This window comes from uncultured Stenotrophomonas sp., assembly GCF_945952405.1.
GTDB lineage: Bacteria > Pseudomonadota > Gammaproteobacteria > Xanthomonadales > Xanthomonadaceae > Stenotrophomonas.
Genome location: NZ_CAMFIA010000013.1, coordinates 1 through 15,637, shown reverse-complemented (window position 1 = coordinate 15,637; position 15,637 = coordinate 1). Strand labels below are relative to the sequence as shown.

The 15,637-nt window shown below is 65.5% G+C and carries 12 protein-coding genes and 1 pseudogene; 5 read left to right on the top strand and 8 right to left on the bottom strand.

What is annotated here, in order from left to right; translation table 11 throughout:
* Positions 1-3 precede the first annotated feature (3 nt).
* From Q0P60_RS13925 to Q0P60_RS13905, 5 genes are read left to right on the top strand one after another with little or no spacing between them, the layout of a single operon-like run.
* Positions 4-1,347 (top strand): LLM class flavin-dependent oxidoreductase, encoded by a 1,344-nt coding sequence (locus Q0P60_RS13925; protein ID WP_294994453.1) that lies wholly within the window; start codon positions 4-6, stop codon positions 1,345-1,347.
* 4 nt (positions 1,348-1,351) lie between these two features.
* Positions 1,352-2,572: a M20 aminoacylase family protein gene (locus tag Q0P60_RS13920; RefSeq protein ID WP_294994450.1), complete on the top strand. Its 1,221-nt coding sequence runs from the start codon at positions 1,352-1,354 to the stop codon at positions 2,570-2,572.
* A complete protein-coding gene (locus Q0P60_RS13915; RefSeq protein WP_294994447.1) occupies positions 2,569-3,120 on the top strand; it encodes a GNAT family N-acetyltransferase in 552 nt (183 codons plus the stop codon). The genes Q0P60_RS13920 and Q0P60_RS13915 overlap by 4 nt, the downstream gene beginning before the upstream one ends.
* On the top strand, positions 3,117-4,862 hold the full coding sequence (locus Q0P60_RS13910) for an amino acid ABC transporter permease/ATP-binding protein (protein WP_294994443.1): 1,746 nt from the start codon (positions 3,117-3,119) through the stop codon (positions 4,860-4,862). The genes Q0P60_RS13915 and Q0P60_RS13910 overlap by 4 nt, the downstream gene beginning before the upstream one ends.
* Positions 4,863-4,878: 16 nt before the next feature.
* Positions 4,879-5,883, top strand: a complete 1,005-nt coding sequence (locus Q0P60_RS13905; RefSeq protein ID WP_294994440.1) for an ABC transporter substrate-binding protein — start codon at positions 4,879-4,881, stop codon at positions 5,881-5,883.
* On the opposite strand, the gene Q0P60_RS13900 is transcribed toward Q0P60_RS13905, so the two are convergent.
* The 8 genes and pseudogenes from Q0P60_RS13900 to Q0P60_RS13865 form a co-directional block, all read right to left on the bottom strand.
* Positions 5,858-8,977 (bottom strand): discoidin domain-containing protein, encoded by a 3,120-nt coding sequence (locus Q0P60_RS13900; RefSeq protein WP_294994437.1) that lies wholly within the window; start codon positions 8,975-8,977, stop codon positions 5,858-5,860. The genes Q0P60_RS13905 and Q0P60_RS13900 overlap by 26 nt on opposite strands.
* 215 nt (positions 8,978-9,192) lie before the next feature.
* Positions 9,193-12,363, bottom strand: a complete 3,171-nt coding sequence (locus Q0P60_RS13895) for a zeta toxin family protein (RefSeq protein ID WP_294994434.1) — start codon at positions 12,361-12,363, stop codon at positions 9,193-9,195.
* Positions 12,363-12,659, bottom strand: coding sequence for a hypothetical protein (locus Q0P60_RS13890; protein ID WP_294994431.1), 297 nt, complete (start codon positions 12,657-12,659; stop codon positions 12,363-12,365). Before Q0P60_RS13890 ends, Q0P60_RS13895 begins: the two co-directional genes overlap by 1 nt.
* A gap of 72 nt (positions 12,660-12,731) precedes the next feature.
* Positions 12,732-13,280 carry a zeta toxin family protein gene (locus tag Q0P60_RS13885; protein WP_294994428.1) on the bottom strand — a complete coding sequence of 183 codons (549 nt, stop codon included), beginning with the start codon at positions 13,278-13,280 and terminating at the stop codon, positions 12,732-12,734.
* Complete coding sequence (locus Q0P60_RS13880; protein ID WP_294994425.1) at positions 13,280-13,576, bottom strand: hypothetical protein; 297 nt, start codon at positions 13,574-13,576, stop codon at positions 13,280-13,282. The genes Q0P60_RS13885 and Q0P60_RS13880 overlap by 1 nt, the downstream gene beginning before the upstream one ends.
* 147 nt (positions 13,577-13,723) lie before the next feature.
* Positions 13,724-14,179 carry a zeta toxin family protein gene (locus tag Q0P60_RS13875; protein ID WP_294994422.1) on the bottom strand — a complete coding sequence of 152 codons (456 nt, stop codon included), beginning with the start codon at positions 14,177-14,179 and terminating at the stop codon, positions 13,724-13,726.
* 3 nt (positions 14,180-14,182) lie between these two features.
* A complete protein-coding gene (locus Q0P60_RS13870) occupies positions 14,183-14,527 on the bottom strand; it encodes a hypothetical protein (RefSeq protein WP_294994419.1) in 345 nt (114 codons plus the stop codon).
* Positions 14,528-15,143: 616 nt separating this feature from the next.
* Positions 15,144-15,587 (bottom strand): annotated as a pseudogene (locus tag Q0P60_RS13865) (MBL fold metallo-hydrolase); the annotation flags it as partial.
* Positions 15,588-15,637 lie beyond the last annotated feature (50 nt).

Sequence of the window (15,637 nt, the reverse complement as noted above, 5' to 3'; positions counted from 1 at the left end):
CCCATGAGCACGACCCCACGCCATATCCCATTCGGCATCATGCTGCAGGGCCCTGGCAGCCACATGCATGCCTGGAAGCATCCGTCCAATCCGGCCGATGCCAGCGTCAACCTGCAGTTCTACATCGATATCGCGCGTACCGCCGAGGACAACGGCATCGCCTTCGGCTTCGTCGCCGATGGGCTGTACATCAACGAGAAGTCGATCCCGCACTTCCTCAACCGCTTCGAGCCGATCTCGCTGTTGTCGGCGCTGGCGACCGCGACCCGCAGGATCGGGCTGGCCGGTACCCTCTCGACCTCCTACAGTGATCCGTTCACCGTGGCCCGCCAGTTCGCCTCGCTGGACCTGATCAGTGGCGGCCGCGCAGGCTGGAACGTGGTCACCTCACCGCTGGAAGGGTCCGGCCGCAACTACGGCCGGCCGCACCCCGAGCATGCGCTGCGCTACCAGATTGCCGATGAATACCTGGAGGTGGTGCAGGGACTGTGGGATTCCTGGGACGACGACGCCTTCGTCCGTGAGCGCGACAGTGGCACCTTCTTCGCGCCGGAGGCGTTCCGCCGGCTGGACCACAAGGGGCGCTTCTTCCAGGTGGAAGGCCCGCTCAACATCCAGCGTTCGCCGCAGGGCCAGCCGGTGATCTTCCAGGCGGGTTCGTCCGACGACGGCATCGCATTGGCCGGCAAGTATGCCGATGCGGTGTTCACCCACGCGCCGTCGCTGGAAGAGACCCGCGCGTTCACCCACAAGGTGAAGAACTCGGCGATCGCGCATGGGCGCAGCGGCAACGATGTGAAGATCTTCCCGGGCATCGGCCCCATTGTCGGCCGCAGCGCCGAGGAGGCCGAGGCCAAGTACCAGGCGATCGCGGCGCTAGCGACCCTGGAGGATGCGTTGGCCTATCTGGGCCGCTTCTTCGACCATCACGATTTCAGCCAGTACGACCCGGACGCGCCGTTCCCGGAACTGGGCGACATCGGCAGCAATTCGTTCCGTTCCACCACCGACCGCATCAAGCAGGACGCGCACGAGAAGGGACTGAGCCTGCGCCAGGTAGCGCTGGAGGCGGTGAGTCCGCGGCCGAACTTCATCGGCACCGCCGAGCAGGTGGCCGATGAGTTGATCCGCTGGTTCGATGCCGGTGCCAGCGATGGTTTCATTCTGGGTTTTGCCGCACAGCGCGAAGGCCTGGACGATTTCGTGACCCTGGTGCTGCCGATCCTGCAGGCGCGTGGTTATCACCAGCGCGAGCTGCAGGGCCAGACCCTGCGCGCGCATCTGGGCCTGCCGTACAAGGCCAGCCGGTATTCGATCGACGCCGAGCCGGCGCGGAAGGTGGGGTAGCGCGATGAGCGGAGAGCATGCGGCTGCGCCGGGCCAGGCTGGGCGGAAAGGCAGCGTCATCGGCGTGTTGCCCGAAATCGCGGCACGTGCCGAGGCGGCCATCGCCATCCGCCACGATCTGCACCGCCATCCAGAGCTGGCCTTCGAGGAACACCGTACCAGCGCGCGCGTGGCCGAACTGCTGCAGCAGTGGGGCTATGAGGTGACCACCGGCATCGGTGGCACCGGCGTGGTCGGCACCTTGCAGCGCGGGCAGGGCAGCCGTCGCCTCGGCCTGCGCGCCGACATCGATGCCTTGCCGATCCGCGAGGAGTCGGGGCTGGCCTATGCCAGCCGCAACGAAGGGCTGATGCATGCCTGCGGCCACGATGGCCATACCGCCATCCTGCTGTCCGCCGCGCACTACCTGGCCCATCACGGGCACATCGACGGCACCCTGCAGCTGGTGTTCCAGCCGGCCGAGGAAACCGGTTCGGGCGCGTCGAAGATGATTGCCGATGGCCTGTTCGAACGCTTCCCGGTGGATGCGATCTATGGGCTGCACAACTGGCCAGGCGTGCCGGTGGGTCACTTCGGCTTCGTCGACGGCCCGGCGATGGCCTCGGTGGACTGGGCGCGGTTGAAGGTGATCGGCAAGGGCGGCCACGGCGCGGAGCCGCAGGGCAGCGTCGACCCGATCCTGGCCGCAGCGCACATCATCACCGCCCTGCAGAGCGTGGTGTCGCGCAATGTCGATCCGCGCCAGATGGGCGTGGTCACCGTCGGATCGATCCACGGCGGCAAGGCCGCCAATGTGATTCCGGACACCGTCGAGCTGACCCTGACCGTGCGCGCCTACCTGCCGGAGGTGCGCGATACCCTGCGGCAACGGGTCACCGCGATTGCCGAACAGACTGCGGCGGCGTTCGGTGCGCGTGCCGAGATCGAGTTCCCGCGCGGCTTCCCCAGCGTGATCAACCACCCGCAGCAGACCGCCTACATCCGCGAGGTGGCGCTGCAGGGCTTCGGTGCCGGGCAGCTGGTGCCGGCGTTTGCGCCGCGCACCGCCAGCGAGGACTTCGCTTTCCTGCTGCAGGCGCGGCCGGGCAGCTTCGTGTTCGTCGGCAACGGTGACAGCGAGCCGCTGCACAGCCCGCGCTATGTGTTCAACGATGCGGCCATCGCCCCCGCTGCCAGCCTGTGGGCGCGACTGGCCGAGGACTATCTGGTGAAGGATGCGACATGAGCCTCAACGAACGCTTTCTCTATACCTCGGTGGATGATCCGCTGGCGCGGCCGTTGTTCGATGGGCTCGAGCAGGAATACGACAGCCGTTACGCCGATGTGCGTCGCCGCATCGGCGGCAGCGCCCGCGAGGAGCTGCAGCGCTATCCGGCGCAGGCGTTCGCAGCGCCGGTGGGTGCGTTCGTGCTGCTGTTGCGTGAGGGCGTAGCGATTTCCGGCGGGGCGTTCATGCCGCATCGCGATCCGGACACGGCCGAGTTCAAGCGCATCTGGACCTTGCCGGGGCTGCGCCGCCAGGGCATCGCGCGGCGCGTGCTGCAGGAACTGGAGGAGCAGGCTGCGCGCCAAGGGTATCGGCGGGTGTTCCTGACCACCGGCTTCCGCCAGCCCGAAGCGGTTGGCCTGTACCTCAGCCACGGCTATACGGCGCTGTTTGACCGCGAGGCCGACCCGGAGACCATCGCCCATCTGCCGTTCGAGAAGCCGCTGCAGACAGCGCCGCCGGTGGCCCTGCCGACGCCAGTGCTGCGGCAGGGGGTGCACGCATGAGCACGCCGTCGACCGCACTGGATGGCATCGCAGGGCAATCGCAGCAGGCAACGACACTGAAGGTGGTGCCGGCGCGGCATCCGCTGCAGGTGTTCGGCACGGTGCTGGCCCTGGCGCTGATCCTGATCGCGCTGCAGTCGGTGCTGGGTAACCCGCGCTGGGGGTGGGGTACTTTCGCCGAGTGGTTCTTCGCGCGGCCAGTGCTGGAAGGACTGGGACGCACGCTGCTGCTGACCGCGCTGGGGACGGGCCTCGGTTTCGCCCTCGGCACCCTGCTGGCGCTGGCCCGTGTTTCCGGTTCGCCGCTGCTGTCGGCGGTGTCGTGGGGCTACGTGTGGCTGTTCCGCTCGATACCGCTGCTGGTGCTGTTGCTGCTGCTGAACAACCTGGGCTATCTGTACAACAGCATCGAGCTGGGGATCCCGTTCACCGGCATCAGCCTGTTCTCCTACCCGACCACGCAGCTGATCGGGGTGTTCACCGCCGCGGTGCTTGGCCTGACCCTGAACCAGGCCGCATTCTCGGCCGAAGTGATCCGCGGCGGTATTCTGTCGGTCGATCACGGGCAGTACGAGGCCGCCGCCGCGCTGGGCCTGCCGCGTGGCCGCCAGGTGCGCCGGATCATCCTGCCGCAGGCGATGCGTTCGATCCTGCCGGCGGCCTTCAACGATGTGATCGGCCTGGCCAAGAGCACCTCGGTGGTCTATGTGCTGGCACTGCCCGAGTTGTTCTACACCGTGCAGGTGATCTACCGGCGCAACCTGGAAGTGGTGCCGCTGCTGATGGTGGCCACGGTCTGGTACCTGGTGATCCTGACCGTGCTGTCGTTGCTGCAGCGGCGCGTGGAGCAGCGCTTCGCGCGCGGCCAGCTGCAGCGCGAGCGCTCGGTGTCGCGCGTCTCGTCGCCGGTGCGCGTACAGGCCGACGCTGCACCGCGCGTGGGCCAGCGGCCAGCGATCGCGGTCCCGGCCGAGGCGGGCGAGGGCGCAGCGGTATCGTTGCACGATGTCGGCAAGGCATTCGGCGACCAGCCGGTACTGGACGCGGTGAACCTGGACCTGCGCGCCGGCAGCGTGACCGTGCTGATCGGCCCGTCCGGTGCCGGCAAGTCCACATTGCTGCGGCTGATCAACCATCTGGAACGCGCCGACAGGGGTTACGTGACTGTCGGCGGCCAGCTGATCGGCTACCGCCGCGACGGAGACACCCTGTACGAACTGCCCGAGCGGGAGATCCGCCGCCGGCGTGCCGAAGTGGGCATGGTGTTCCAGGGGTTCAACCTGTTCCCGCACCTGACCGCGCTGGAGAACATCATCGAAGCGCCGATCGCGGTGCGCGGGGTGCCCCGTGCGCAGGCCGAACAGCAGGCACGGACGCTGCTGGAGCGTGTCGGCCTGGCCGACAAGGCGGATGCGTTCCCGCGCCAGCTGTCCGGTGGCCAGCAGCAGCGCATCGCGATTGCGCGTGCGCTGGCACTGCAGCCGAAGGTGCTGCTGTTCGACGAACCGACCTCGGCACTGGACCCCGAGCTGGTGGCCGAAGTGTTGAGTGTGATCGAGGAGCTGGCGCGCTCCGGCACCACGCTGGTGATCGTCACCCATGAGCTGGGTTTCGCCCGCCGCGTTGCTGACCATGTGGTGATGATGGACCAGGGGCGGGTGATCGAGCAGGGCACGCCCGATGCCCTGTTCGAGCGCCCGCGCCAGCAACGCACCGCCGATTTCCTGGCCAAGACCCTGTAACCCTGGAAGGAATGCCATGAGCCCTGCAGCATCGCGCCGCCCCTCGCGCAGTACCCTGTTGATCGTGGGCGTGCTGGTCATCGGCATCGCCGGCATCGTCTATTCGCGGGTGCGGCAGGCACCGGAGGGGCGCACTGTTGATGCGGCCAGCCTGGTCGGTGCGAACACGGCCGTGCTGAAGGGAACGCCCGACCCGAAGGCGCAGGCGCTGATTCCGGCCGGCTACCGCTTCGTCACGCCCGGGGCGTTCACCGTGGCCACCCACCCGGGCCAGCTGCCGCTGGCCGACTATGGTGCCGACAGCAGGGACGTGGTGGGCATCGAACCGGACATCGCACGGCTGATCGCCGATGCGCTGGGACTGAAGCTGGTGATCGTGCCGGTGGCGTGGGCCGACTGGCCGCTGGGGCTGGAGTCGGGCAAGTACGATGCGGTGCTGTCGAACGTGACGGTGACCGAGGAGCGCAAGAAGAAGTTCGATTTCTCCAGCTACCGCTATGACCTGCTGGGCATCTATACGCGCAGCGATGGACCGATCCGGAAGATCGGCAAACCTGCCGACGTGGCCGGGTTGAAGGTGGTGGTGGGCGCCAGCACCAACCAGGACCAGATCCTGCGGCAGTGGGACCAGCAGAACATTGCCGCCGGCCTGGAGCCGGTGCAGTACCAGTACTTCGATGACGCCGTGGTCGGCCGGCTGGCGGTGATCACCGGCCGTGCCGATGTCTCGTTCGAGCCCAATGCCACCGGCGCGTACTCGGCGCGCGATGGCAAGGTGCGGCGGGTGGGCCTGTTCCCCGGCGGCTGGCCGGACGCCGCGGCGATCTCGGTCACCACCCGCAAGGGCAGCGGCCTGGCCGAAGCGGTGACGCAGGCGCTTAATACCCAGATCGGCAGCGGCACCTATGCGCAGGCGCTGGCGCGCTGGAATGTGGCCGAGGAAGCGGTGGCGCAGTCGCAGACCAATCCACCGGGGTTGCCGGCGTTGCCCGGTGCTACCAACGCGCCTCCAGCGTTCTGAACGGCTTTGCCAGCCGAACACCTCCGGCATCGAAGTCGGAAACGCTGCGTCCATCCACGCGCACAGACTTCGGCGCGGTCCGGCTCGGCCACCACATGCGCACGGCGGTGTCCTTGCGCAGCCCTTCGCCAAGCGTAACCGTCAGCGTGCCATCGTGCTGCCGCGCCTGCATCTGCAACGTGCCATAAGCGGTCGGCAAGCGCTCCACCGCCAGCCCGTCACCGGCGACCCACGCGGGCGGAGTGCCCGGCAGCAGTGACAGCGCGTCGTCGTCTTCGCGCATCAGCATGCCGAACAGCGTGCGGCCATACTCGGCACCGATCCAGGTGTGTGGCATGTCGCCGAGATAGCGCGGAAAGCGCAGGCGCGAGTGCACGACCTCGGCCAGCACCTGCCATTCCAGCGGGCGCCGGTCGCGCAGCAGGGCCTGCAGTAGTTCATCGGCCACCTCCGGCTGGCCCAGGTGCACGTAGCTCAGCACATTGCGGATCTCATACGGGGTATAGGCATACAGCGCGCCTGGCTGGGCGCGCCTGCGCACATCCTGCAGGTAGCGATCGAAGGTGGTCCGCAGCGCCTGCGCCGGCAGCACACTCTGCGCGCCGGTGGGATCCAGTGCGATCGATACACCGGTCGGATCGCCGTCACCCAGGTCGGCCGAGGAGGGGATGAAGTCGATGCCTTTCCATGCCATCGTCGCCCGGATCGACGCGTGCAGCGCGTCGTGCAGCAGCGTGTACTGCTGGCGGGCCCAGGCTGCGGTCTGCTGATCGCCCAGCGCCTCGGCCAACCATGCCCCGTCGTGCCAACCCTTCAGGCCCCAGTAGTCGTCCCAGTAGCTGTGGGTCGGCGACGGATAGCCTTCATGGCTGATCGAAGGGGCGAGGATGCCAGCGAACCGCTCCGGTGCCGGCTGGTCGGCCTTGTAGCCAGGCACCAGCGTGCGTTCGCGCAGTGCCTGCAGGAAGCGCAGGGCGGCCTTCACCTTTGGCAGGTAGGCGCGCACCGACTCGGGACCGCCATCGAGGCGGGCGACATCGGCTACCAGCGCAACGTACTGGCCCTGGCTGTCGTACTCGATGTCCGAACCGAACCCGGTGTTGACGCTGCCATCGTCGTTGAGGATCGGCGAGACCAGTCCGTTGGCATGCACGCCGTGTTCGCTGTACCAGGCGAGGTAGTCGCGCGCTACGCGCGCTTCGCCCATGCGCAGCAGCACTGCCGAGGTGGCCATGCCGTCGCGGATGAAGGAGCGGTTGTAGTTGCGCGGCCCGGGTTGCATGGCCGGGCCGGTCTGGTTGATCAGCATGTAGGCGGCCTGTGCGCGCAGCATGTCCACCAGCGAAGCGTCGGGCAGGCGCAGGCCGACCTGGCCCAAGCGTGCCTGCCAGTCCGCGGATGCCTGCGCCGCCAAGGCGTCGAATGCTGCGCTGGCATCGCCGGGCAGCCGGGACAGGTCCAGCGCGGGTGCCTCGGGCAGCACGCCCTTGCCATCGGCCGCAGCGCTACCCAGCGGGAAGGCGACAACCACGGCAGCGCTGGCACCGGGCGCCAGCGAGACACGATAGTCCAGGGCCGCGGCGGCAAGGCCCTGTTCGTCGACGGCCTGCTGCGTGGACGGCAGCTGGCCGGCGGCGATGGCCGCGGTGAGTTCGCTTGCACCGTCCGTGCCGAATGGCGCCGCGGCCGAGGCGGTGACCGGGGTGAGCGACTGCAGCAGCGTGCGGCCATTGATGCGCACCGCCGCTGCCTGGATGGCCACCTCGTGGATCGGTGACAGTCCGCCGTTCTGCCACGGCGGATTCATCTGCATCGGGCGCACGGCCAGGCTGAGCGTACCCTCGATCGTGTTGTTGCCGGTGTTGCGCAGACGGTGGCGCAGGAAGGTCACCGGCTGGCCATCGCGCAGGATGGCGAAGGCTTCACTGCGCAGCTCCAGCCCGGGCTGCGGCGACCAGGTGGCCGATGGCATCGGCTTCCAGCCGTCGCGCAGGGCATGCTGCACGGGGTGGTCCGCAGCACCTGCGGCGCGTCCATCGGCGTTGCGCCATATCGGCTGCACCAGCGGTGCTCCCTTGAAGGCTTCGATGTTGCCGTACTCGTCGAAGATCGATTTCTGTCGCCCGCCATGCACGCCAACGGCGGTCCAGTAGGTCTGCTGCATCTGCAGCGATGCCGGGAACAATGCGCGCTGCGCGCCGCTGGCGGCGATCTGGTAGCGCTTCATCGGCGTCATCACCGCCTTCGGGCCGAGCAGGCGAAGGCGGCTCACCTGTACTGCGCCACCGTCCACGCTCAGTCGCAGGGCGCGCACCGGCTGTGCCGCGCTGGCGGCCAGCCAGCTCTGGCGATGGCTGCCTGCCTGCGCATCATGCGCGAGTTCCCGCCACTGGCCCTGGGCATCCAGCGCCTGCAGGCGCGCCGCGCCGCGCGTGCCGTCGGCCCAGTCGACCACCAGGCCGGTACTGGACTGTGCACGCGGCAGGGTGATCTCCAGGACCCGTGCACCGTTCCCCGCGGCCGGGAGGGTGACGGCGCTGCCGCCCTGCCAGAGCGCGGCGGCCTGCGGGTGGTCCAGCCCGGTCACGCGCGCGCTGAGGCGGCTGTCCAGCGGTTCCATCTCGAAGATCGACACGCCCCAGTCGGAGGTGCGTTGCGGGCTGGCCAGCCGCAGGTAGCGCGCCTGGCGGGGCACGAAGTACAGGGTTTCCACGTCACCCAGCGAATCGGCCATGGTGTAGGCGGTCTGCCAGTGCGTGCCGTCCAGCGAGGTCTGCAACGAATAGCCCTCTGGATGGGAGACATCCCAGCTCAGACGCGCGCCTGCCAGCATCGCCGGCGCACCCAGATCGATCTGGAACCAGTGTCCGGGGCTGAACGCGCCGCCGGTGACGGTAGCGGGGTCGCCGTCGATCAGGTGGCTGATCGCCATCGCCGGTACCTGCTGCGAAGAGGCGCTGGCCTGCCATTGGCTGCGCGGTGGCAGCGATTGTGCCTGCGCAATCGGGACCAGGGTGGCAAGCAACAGCGCAAAGGCTGGCCGAACAAGGAGGGGCAGGGGGGAGAGCCTGGAACGTTCAACGCGCAACGTCATTGCGGCAGCCTCGCGGGTTCGGCCGGAATGGCCGGGGTCGGGCGAGCGCTACGCTAGCAAGGGATGTAATCGGTTACATGACGCGCTGCAACGCCACGGAGCGTGGCGGCTGCCGTTCGCGCAGAAGCAGCCGAGCATGGGCTCGGCTCTACAAAGCGAAGGGCAGCCGAGCATGGCTCGGCTCTACAGAAGGCACAGGGCGGGCGAGGGATGGATCACCCGCCGCCGCTGGCGGCGCGGATCTGCATCGCGTGCTGCTCTTCCAGATCCTGGTGCTGCTGGTCCAGCAGATTGGCAGCATCACGTTGCCTCTGTTCGCGGGTCACCACATCGAGCAGTTCCAGTGAGTCTTCCTGGTCGGTCTGTGCCGCATCCGACGTGGGCATCTGCCCGCGCAACTGTGCCGGATCGTTCATCTCACCCTGCACCACGAATACCTGGTGGCCAGCAGGCGTACTGGCCGTGGCCTGGCTCAGCACCACATGGTCCACGCGCTGCAGTCCGTTTTCGCGCGCCAGCACCAGCAGCCGCATACTCAGTCGTTCACTGGTCTCATCGAAACCACGCCCATGCTGGGCATCGAGAGCGGCCACACCCGTGCATATCTGCTGATAGAGGGTGTGGTCCGGATGATCGGGCTGGCGTGGATCACGTGGCAGCTGCACCTGCTGCAGCCCTTCCTGCGTAGGCGTCGGAAGGGGCTGCGACGGTGGCTCCTGCTGCACGTCGTTGGCATGTTGCCGCGGCGATGAGCGTGGCTCATCCGCTTGCTGCGTCGGCACGTCCGCGAGCGCCACGACGGGAAAGGTGAAAGCCTCCGGCTCCGCTGCGGGATGTCGATCCGTCTCCTGCAGGGGCTCGTGTGTGGGCAGGACGCCGGCCGGTTCACGCGCGGCAGCGGGCGGCATTGCCTCCCTGCGCTCCGCATCCGATCGGTCGCGCTCGGTGGGCTCCATCTTCAGCCCGTCCTCCACCGAGATAACGTCCTGCTTCGGCAGCTCTTCCCGCTGCGTGGTTCGCTCCGGCAACTGCGTATGCGCGTTGTGCCGCGCGTCTGCCGGGTGCGGCTTGGGCTCAGCCGCGTCGTCCATCCGGATAGGCTGCGGCACTTCGGTCGCAGGCTTTTGCATGCCATCCGCAGTACCGTGGCCTACCTGCGTTCGGTCGTTTGCCGGCATGATCTCTTCCCGCAGCACTGACGTATGCCGCTGCGGCAAGACTGCTGCGGGCACGGTGCGCGGTTCCGTGTCCGGCATGCGCGTGCCCTGATCTGCAGCGCGCAGTGAGGGCCGCTCCTGCCATCGTGCACCGTGGTACGGCTGCACGGCTTCCGTGGCGATCCGCTGCGCATCGTCGAAGCGCATTCCCTGCCTCTGTGCGTCCTGCAGCGCCAGCTGATAGGCCTCACGCTCCTGCGGCGACCAGCGTTCCAACTGGTGCGTACCCAGCGCGTGCACCGATGCATCCCGCTGTCGCGATACTGATATCTGTGCATACCGCGCGCTCAGCTCAGCGTGAACATCGCCCTCGGCATGGCTGTTCCACAGCACGCCCACATGCTGCCAGCGGCCATCGCCGCGGTGCTGGTAGGTGCGGCCATCAATGGCCAAAAGCCGCTCGGGGTTCTGCAGCTCACGCATGACCGCATCGGGCGCATCACCCTGCACCCACCAGCCTCGCTCGATGTAGGCCTCGAGATAGGCTCGCGACACGGTGTACGCGCTGTGCGCCACGTTGTGTTCCACCACCGTCTGCGCATAGGCATCCAGCAGCGCCGCCTTGCTGACCCCTGCAATCTCCATCGAGCTGCGCTGGATGCCGCGCTCGTAGACCTCATGCACCACTTCACGCTGCCATTGGCCGCTGGCAGGGTCACGTCGCCACTCACGGGGAAACTGGCTGGGCGTATCGGTGAAGTCGGCAGCAATACGGTAGGGATCCACCAGCCGATCCGGCTGCCCCAGACGCTGCACCACGGCCTGGCTGGAGGCTTTGAAGTTCAGCCACTCGGTCAACGTGGCATCGGCGACCTGTACTTCGGTGGCGCCATGGATCGGACGATCCGCCTGGGTACCCACGCTACCGAGGATTTCACGTTCATTGTGCGTCCAACCCTTGCCCGGCTGCCGGGGATCGAAGCTCCAGACCCGTCCGGCGGCGTCCTTCTGATGGTGGATGCTGTACTGCTCGATCCAGCGCACGGTATCTTCGGCGCCCCAGGCGCCGATCCCGGCGCCGATGAGTCCAGTGACGATGGCACCCGGACCGGATTCGATACCGGCCAGGGTTCCCAGCTTGGCACCGGCCACTGCACCCGCCCAGCCACCTGCACTGCGCGCACCAAAATTCAGGATGGCCGCTTCAGCAGCGACCGGATTGCCGGCGGCATACAGCTCGGCCGCCCTGCGGCCCTCGGCGACCGCCTCGACCACCGTGCTGGTGGTTCCGGCAATCGCCGCGCCGCGCACCATGGTGGGACGCACGCGCGCTGTGTGATCCACGCCTTTACTCTGGAGTACCTCGCCCTTGACCACAGGGACCGCTTGGTGTGCATCGCGATCGAGCACGACTGCCGCTTGGGTGGCAGCATCGACCTTGGGGTTACGCGCCGCCCGCTGCGCCAGCGTGTCGTGCCAGCGGGCAATCTCCCGCCAGCCATCGCGCGTGGCATGGGTCAGCTGCGGGTTGCGCATGCGCGCCTCGCGCTCCCGTTCCATCACCGCGCCTGGCAGGCGCGCATCGGATCGGTTGTCATACAGCTCAGTGCCCTCACGGCTGAAAAGCCGGATGCGCACGCCCTCTTCGTGCAAGGCATCAAGATTGCCAGGGAGCGCAGCGTAGACCTGCTTGCGGTAGGCATCGGTTACGTAGCGGCCGTAGCCATACTGATCGAATGACTTCGCAAAGCGATTTTCAACCCCCCAGCTGCTCTCAAGGTGATTGGCCACCACGGCGCGAACCTCGAACTCGTAGCTGCGGCTGCGTAGTAGTCGAATCGTATCCAGTGCACCATTACGGTCACCCAGGGTGGTATCCACGATGATGTTCTTGCGCGCATCGATAGCCGCCATGCCCAGTTCCCGCGACCACTGGGTCGCGTCGTGCTGGGTATGGGCTGCCCAGGCGTAGGGAGAGTGCTGGCGGAGTGAGCTGAACTGCTCGTGATACTCCCGAAGTTCATCAGGATCAACTACTACGACATCCCGCTTCATCTCCAATGTTAAACGGCGACTGAAATCTCCCTTTCCCGAGCCCGGTTGACCCGCAAGAATCACCGCCTTCGGAACTCGATGAGATATCGCTTCGGCCATCCCACTCTCAGGTATGACCTTCTGATGGAGCACCCGGTCATGCTCAGCTGCATCGAGTTTGTAGACCTCCCCCATCAGCGGGACAGTCCTTGGAAGAAGTTCCACATCGGCTCATCAGTAATCCACTGATGCCTTCGTCTCATTCTTCGCACCAATATAAGCTTCTGTTCTGTACGCAGAATGGCGTCTGCATCGCTGGAAGCCTTGGCGGCCTCCAGCTCGTTGCTTGCCTCGATGATGAAGCTTGTCAAGCAATCCTCCAGAAACCAGACGGCCATCTCAAAGGGAGGCGTCAGCACAGGATTTTCATCAAGTACAGAAATGAGGCACTTCTGTAGCGCCTCAATATGCTCCGGATAGTCCTTGAGCACTTCGCGTAGCTTGGCCGGTACGGGCGGTACGGGCGGTACAGGCGGTATGGCGTGGGGCATAAGGGACACTCACTAATGACCGAAATGTACGTTTGAGTATCGCAGGCACATTTCAAACAAGCGCGAGGCAAACGCGTCAATTGTAGAGCCGAGCCCATGCTCGGCTAACGCCCCCGTAGCCGAACACGGGCTCGGCTCTAGAGAGGGAATGCACAGCTGCAGAACTCTGATCGTGCGGATTGCGCCATTATGGTCACCCAGAGTGGTGTCCACGCTGATGTTCTTGCGCGCATCGATAGCGGCCATGCCCAGTTCCCGCGACCACTGGGCCGCGTCGTATTGGGTATGGGCTGCCCAAGCGTAGGGATAGCGTTGGTGAAGTGATTTGAACTGCGGGTGATGAATTTGCAGTCGATCAGGATCAAGGACGACTGCATCGCCGTTCATCTCCGACACAATGTCACTACCGAAACCACGCTTTGCAGCACCGGGTTGCCCAGCAAGAATTACCGCCTTGGGAACGGAATGGGAACTCGCCTCAACGAACCCGCTTCGGGGAATGATCCTGTGACGAAGCGTCCAGTCATGCTCATCTGCAACCAATCTGTTGTCTTTTTCCATCAGCTGGATCCACGCCTGAAGAAGTTCCGCATAGCTTCATCGGCGATCCAGTGATTCACCCAATTCGCTTGCTCCACAAGGTCAAGCTTTTGATTGGATCGTATGACAGCATCAGGGTCGCTGGAAGCCTTGGCGGCCTCCAGCTCGCTGCGTGCCTCGTTGAGGAAGGTTGTTAGGCGCCCCTCCAGTTTCCATAGCGCTCGCTCAAATTGAGCGGTTCCCCGTGATGGCTTCTCAACTACGGAATCAAGAACTTCCTGCAAGCGTTCGATCAGTTCCGGATAGTCCTTGAGCATTTCGCGAAGCTTGGCCGGTACGGGTGGTATGGCGTGGGGCACAAGGGGCACTCAGTAATGACCGAAATGTACGTTTGAGTATCGCAGGCACATTTCAAACAAGCGCGAGGCAAACGCGTCAAGTGTAGAGCCGAGCCCATGCTCGGCTTAAGCTCCCGTAGCCGAACACGGGTTCGGCTCTGCAGAGGGAATGCACAGCTGGAGAACTCTGATCGTGCGGATTACGCCATTACGGTCGCCCAGAGTGGTGTCCACGATGATGTTCTTGCGCGCATCGATAGCCGCCATGCCCAGTTGCCGCAACCACTGGGTCGCGTCGTGTTGGGTATGGGCTGTCCAGGCGTAGGGAAAGCGCTGGCGGAGTGATTCAAACTCGGGATGATGTTCCCGAAGCTCATCGGCATCTATCTTCAGTATGTCGTTTCGAAACTCCAACTCGGCTGATCGAGCAAATGCTCGTTTTCCCGAACCTGGTTGCCCAGCAAGAATGACAGCTCTCGGCTGCTCGTGGGAGACCACCCCCTCAAGTCCAACGTCGGGCAGGGCATACAAGCGCAGAATCCCTGCATGATTCGCCTCGCTCAAGCGATACTCGCTTTGCATCAATCAGTCTCCATGACCCTCATGGAAGTAATCCCAAAGCTCATGCATGCCTTTCATGCCTCCGTTCCCGGAGCGAGCTCTGAACATCAGGCGTAGCTTCTGCTCTGCACGCAGGATGGCGTCTGCATCGCTGGCAGCGTTGGCGGTGTCCAGCTCGCTACTTGCCTCAATGATGAAGCTTGTCAAGCAGTCTTCCAGAAACCAGACGGCCATCTCAAAGGGATGCGTCAGTACAGGATTCTCATCAAGCACAGAAATGAGGCACTTCTGTAGCGCCTGAATATGCTCCGGATAGTCCTTGAGCATTTCGCGAAGCTTGGCCGGTAAGGGCGGCATGGCGTGGGGCATTGCAAACGCGCCAGTTGTAGAGCCGAGCCTATGCTCGGCTCAGGTAAAAATGCAGCCGAGCATGGGCTCGGCTCTACAAAGAGCCAGATGCCAGATGTCCCGGATAGTCGTGCAGCAACCTTAGAAGGCCAAGCGGTATCGGTGGCTTGGGGTGTGACATGTGATGGACCGCGAGTGATTCAGACGTCGATAGCGAGTCTCTGCGGAGACTTCGTGCGCCGGAAGTGCTGATTCCGACATGCTGATGCGAATGCTGCGTTCTCCCGCGGATTCGCTGGGCTTGGGGGCGTGGCCGAGGCGGCAACTGAACGGGCGGAGAACGCTGCGCGGTTGTATCGCGTCGTCGTTATTGTTGAATCCGACACCCGGTTGGCTGCGGGGGCCGAGGGGACGCGCGGGTTGAAGCATCACCCGGCATGGGGGAGCGACCCGTTTCCTGTAGAGCCGAGCCGGTGCTCGGCTCAGGCACCAATGCAGCCGAGCATGGGCTCGGCTCTACGGAGGAGCATCCACGCATGGCGTGGATCTACTGCTCTGCATGGGCTCGGCTCTACAGAGGAGCATCCACGCGTGGCGTGGATCTACTGCTCTCTGCATGAGGCAGGCGGGTGTGGCGTTACAGCTCCACCGTCTCCCACCAGCGTGTGCCTGCCTGCGGTGCCTGCATGTCCAGCGCTTCGCCCATCATCGGCGTGGCGACCGCGACGTTGTTGGCCGCGGCCAGCGCGGTGATGCGCTCGAACGGTTGCTGCCAGGCGTGCAGGGCCAGGTCGAAGGTGCCGTTGTGGATCGGCAGCAGCCACTTGCCGCGCAGGTCCAGGTGCGCCTGCAGGGTCTGTTCGGGCTGCATGTGCACGAAAGCCCAGCGGGGGTCATAGGCGCCGGTTTCGATCATGGTCAGGTCGAACGGCCCGTACTTCTCGCCGATCGCCTTGAAGCCGTCGAAGTAGCCGGTGTCGCCGCTGAAGAAGATGCGGAAGTCGTCGTCCTGGATCACCCACGAGGCCCACAGGCTGCGGTCGCTGTCGCCCAGCCCGCGGCCGGAGAAATGCTGGCCCGGAGCTGTCTCTTATACACATCTGACGCTGCCGACGATCTTACGCGTGTAGA

Coding starts and splice junctions, on each gene's coding strand:
- Q0P60_RS13925 (WP_294994453.1), top strand. CDS start 4: ATGAGCACGACCCCACGCCATATCCCATTCGGCATCATGCTGCAGGGC.
- Q0P60_RS13920 (WP_294994450.1), top strand. CDS start 1,352: ATGAGCGGAGAGCATGCGGCTGCGCCGGGCCAGGCTGGGCGGAAAGGC.
- Q0P60_RS13915 (WP_294994447.1), top strand. CDS start 2,569: ATGAGCCTCAACGAACGCTTTCTCTATACCTCGGTGGATGATCCGCTG.
- Q0P60_RS13910 (WP_294994443.1), top strand. CDS start 3,117: ATGAGCACGCCGTCGACCGCACTGGATGGCATCGCAGGGCAATCGCAG.
- Q0P60_RS13905 (WP_294994440.1), top strand. CDS start 4,879: ATGAGCCCTGCAGCATCGCGCCGCCCCTCGCGCAGTACCCTGTTGATC.
- Q0P60_RS13900 (WP_294994437.1), bottom strand. CDS start 8,977: ATGACGTTGCGCGTTGAACGTTCCAGGCTCTCCCCCCTGCCCCTCCTT.
- Q0P60_RS13895 (WP_294994434.1), bottom strand. CDS start 12,363: ATGGGGGAGGTCTACAAACTCGATGCAGCTGAGCATGACCGGGTGCTC.
- Q0P60_RS13885 (WP_294994428.1), bottom strand. CDS start 13,280: ATGGAAAAAGACAACAGATTGGTTGCAGATGAGCATGACTGGACGCTT.
- Q0P60_RS13880 (WP_294994425.1), bottom strand. CDS start 13,576: ATGCTCAAGGACTATCCGGAACTGATCGAACGCTTGCAGGAAGTTCTT.
- Q0P60_RS13875 (WP_294994422.1), bottom strand. CDS start 14,179: ATGCAAAGCGAGTATCGCTTGAGCGAGGCGAATCATGCAGGGATTCTG.
- Q0P60_RS13870 (WP_294994419.1), bottom strand. CDS start 14,527: ATGCCCCACGCCATGCCGCCCTTACCGGCCAAGCTTCGCGAAATGCTC.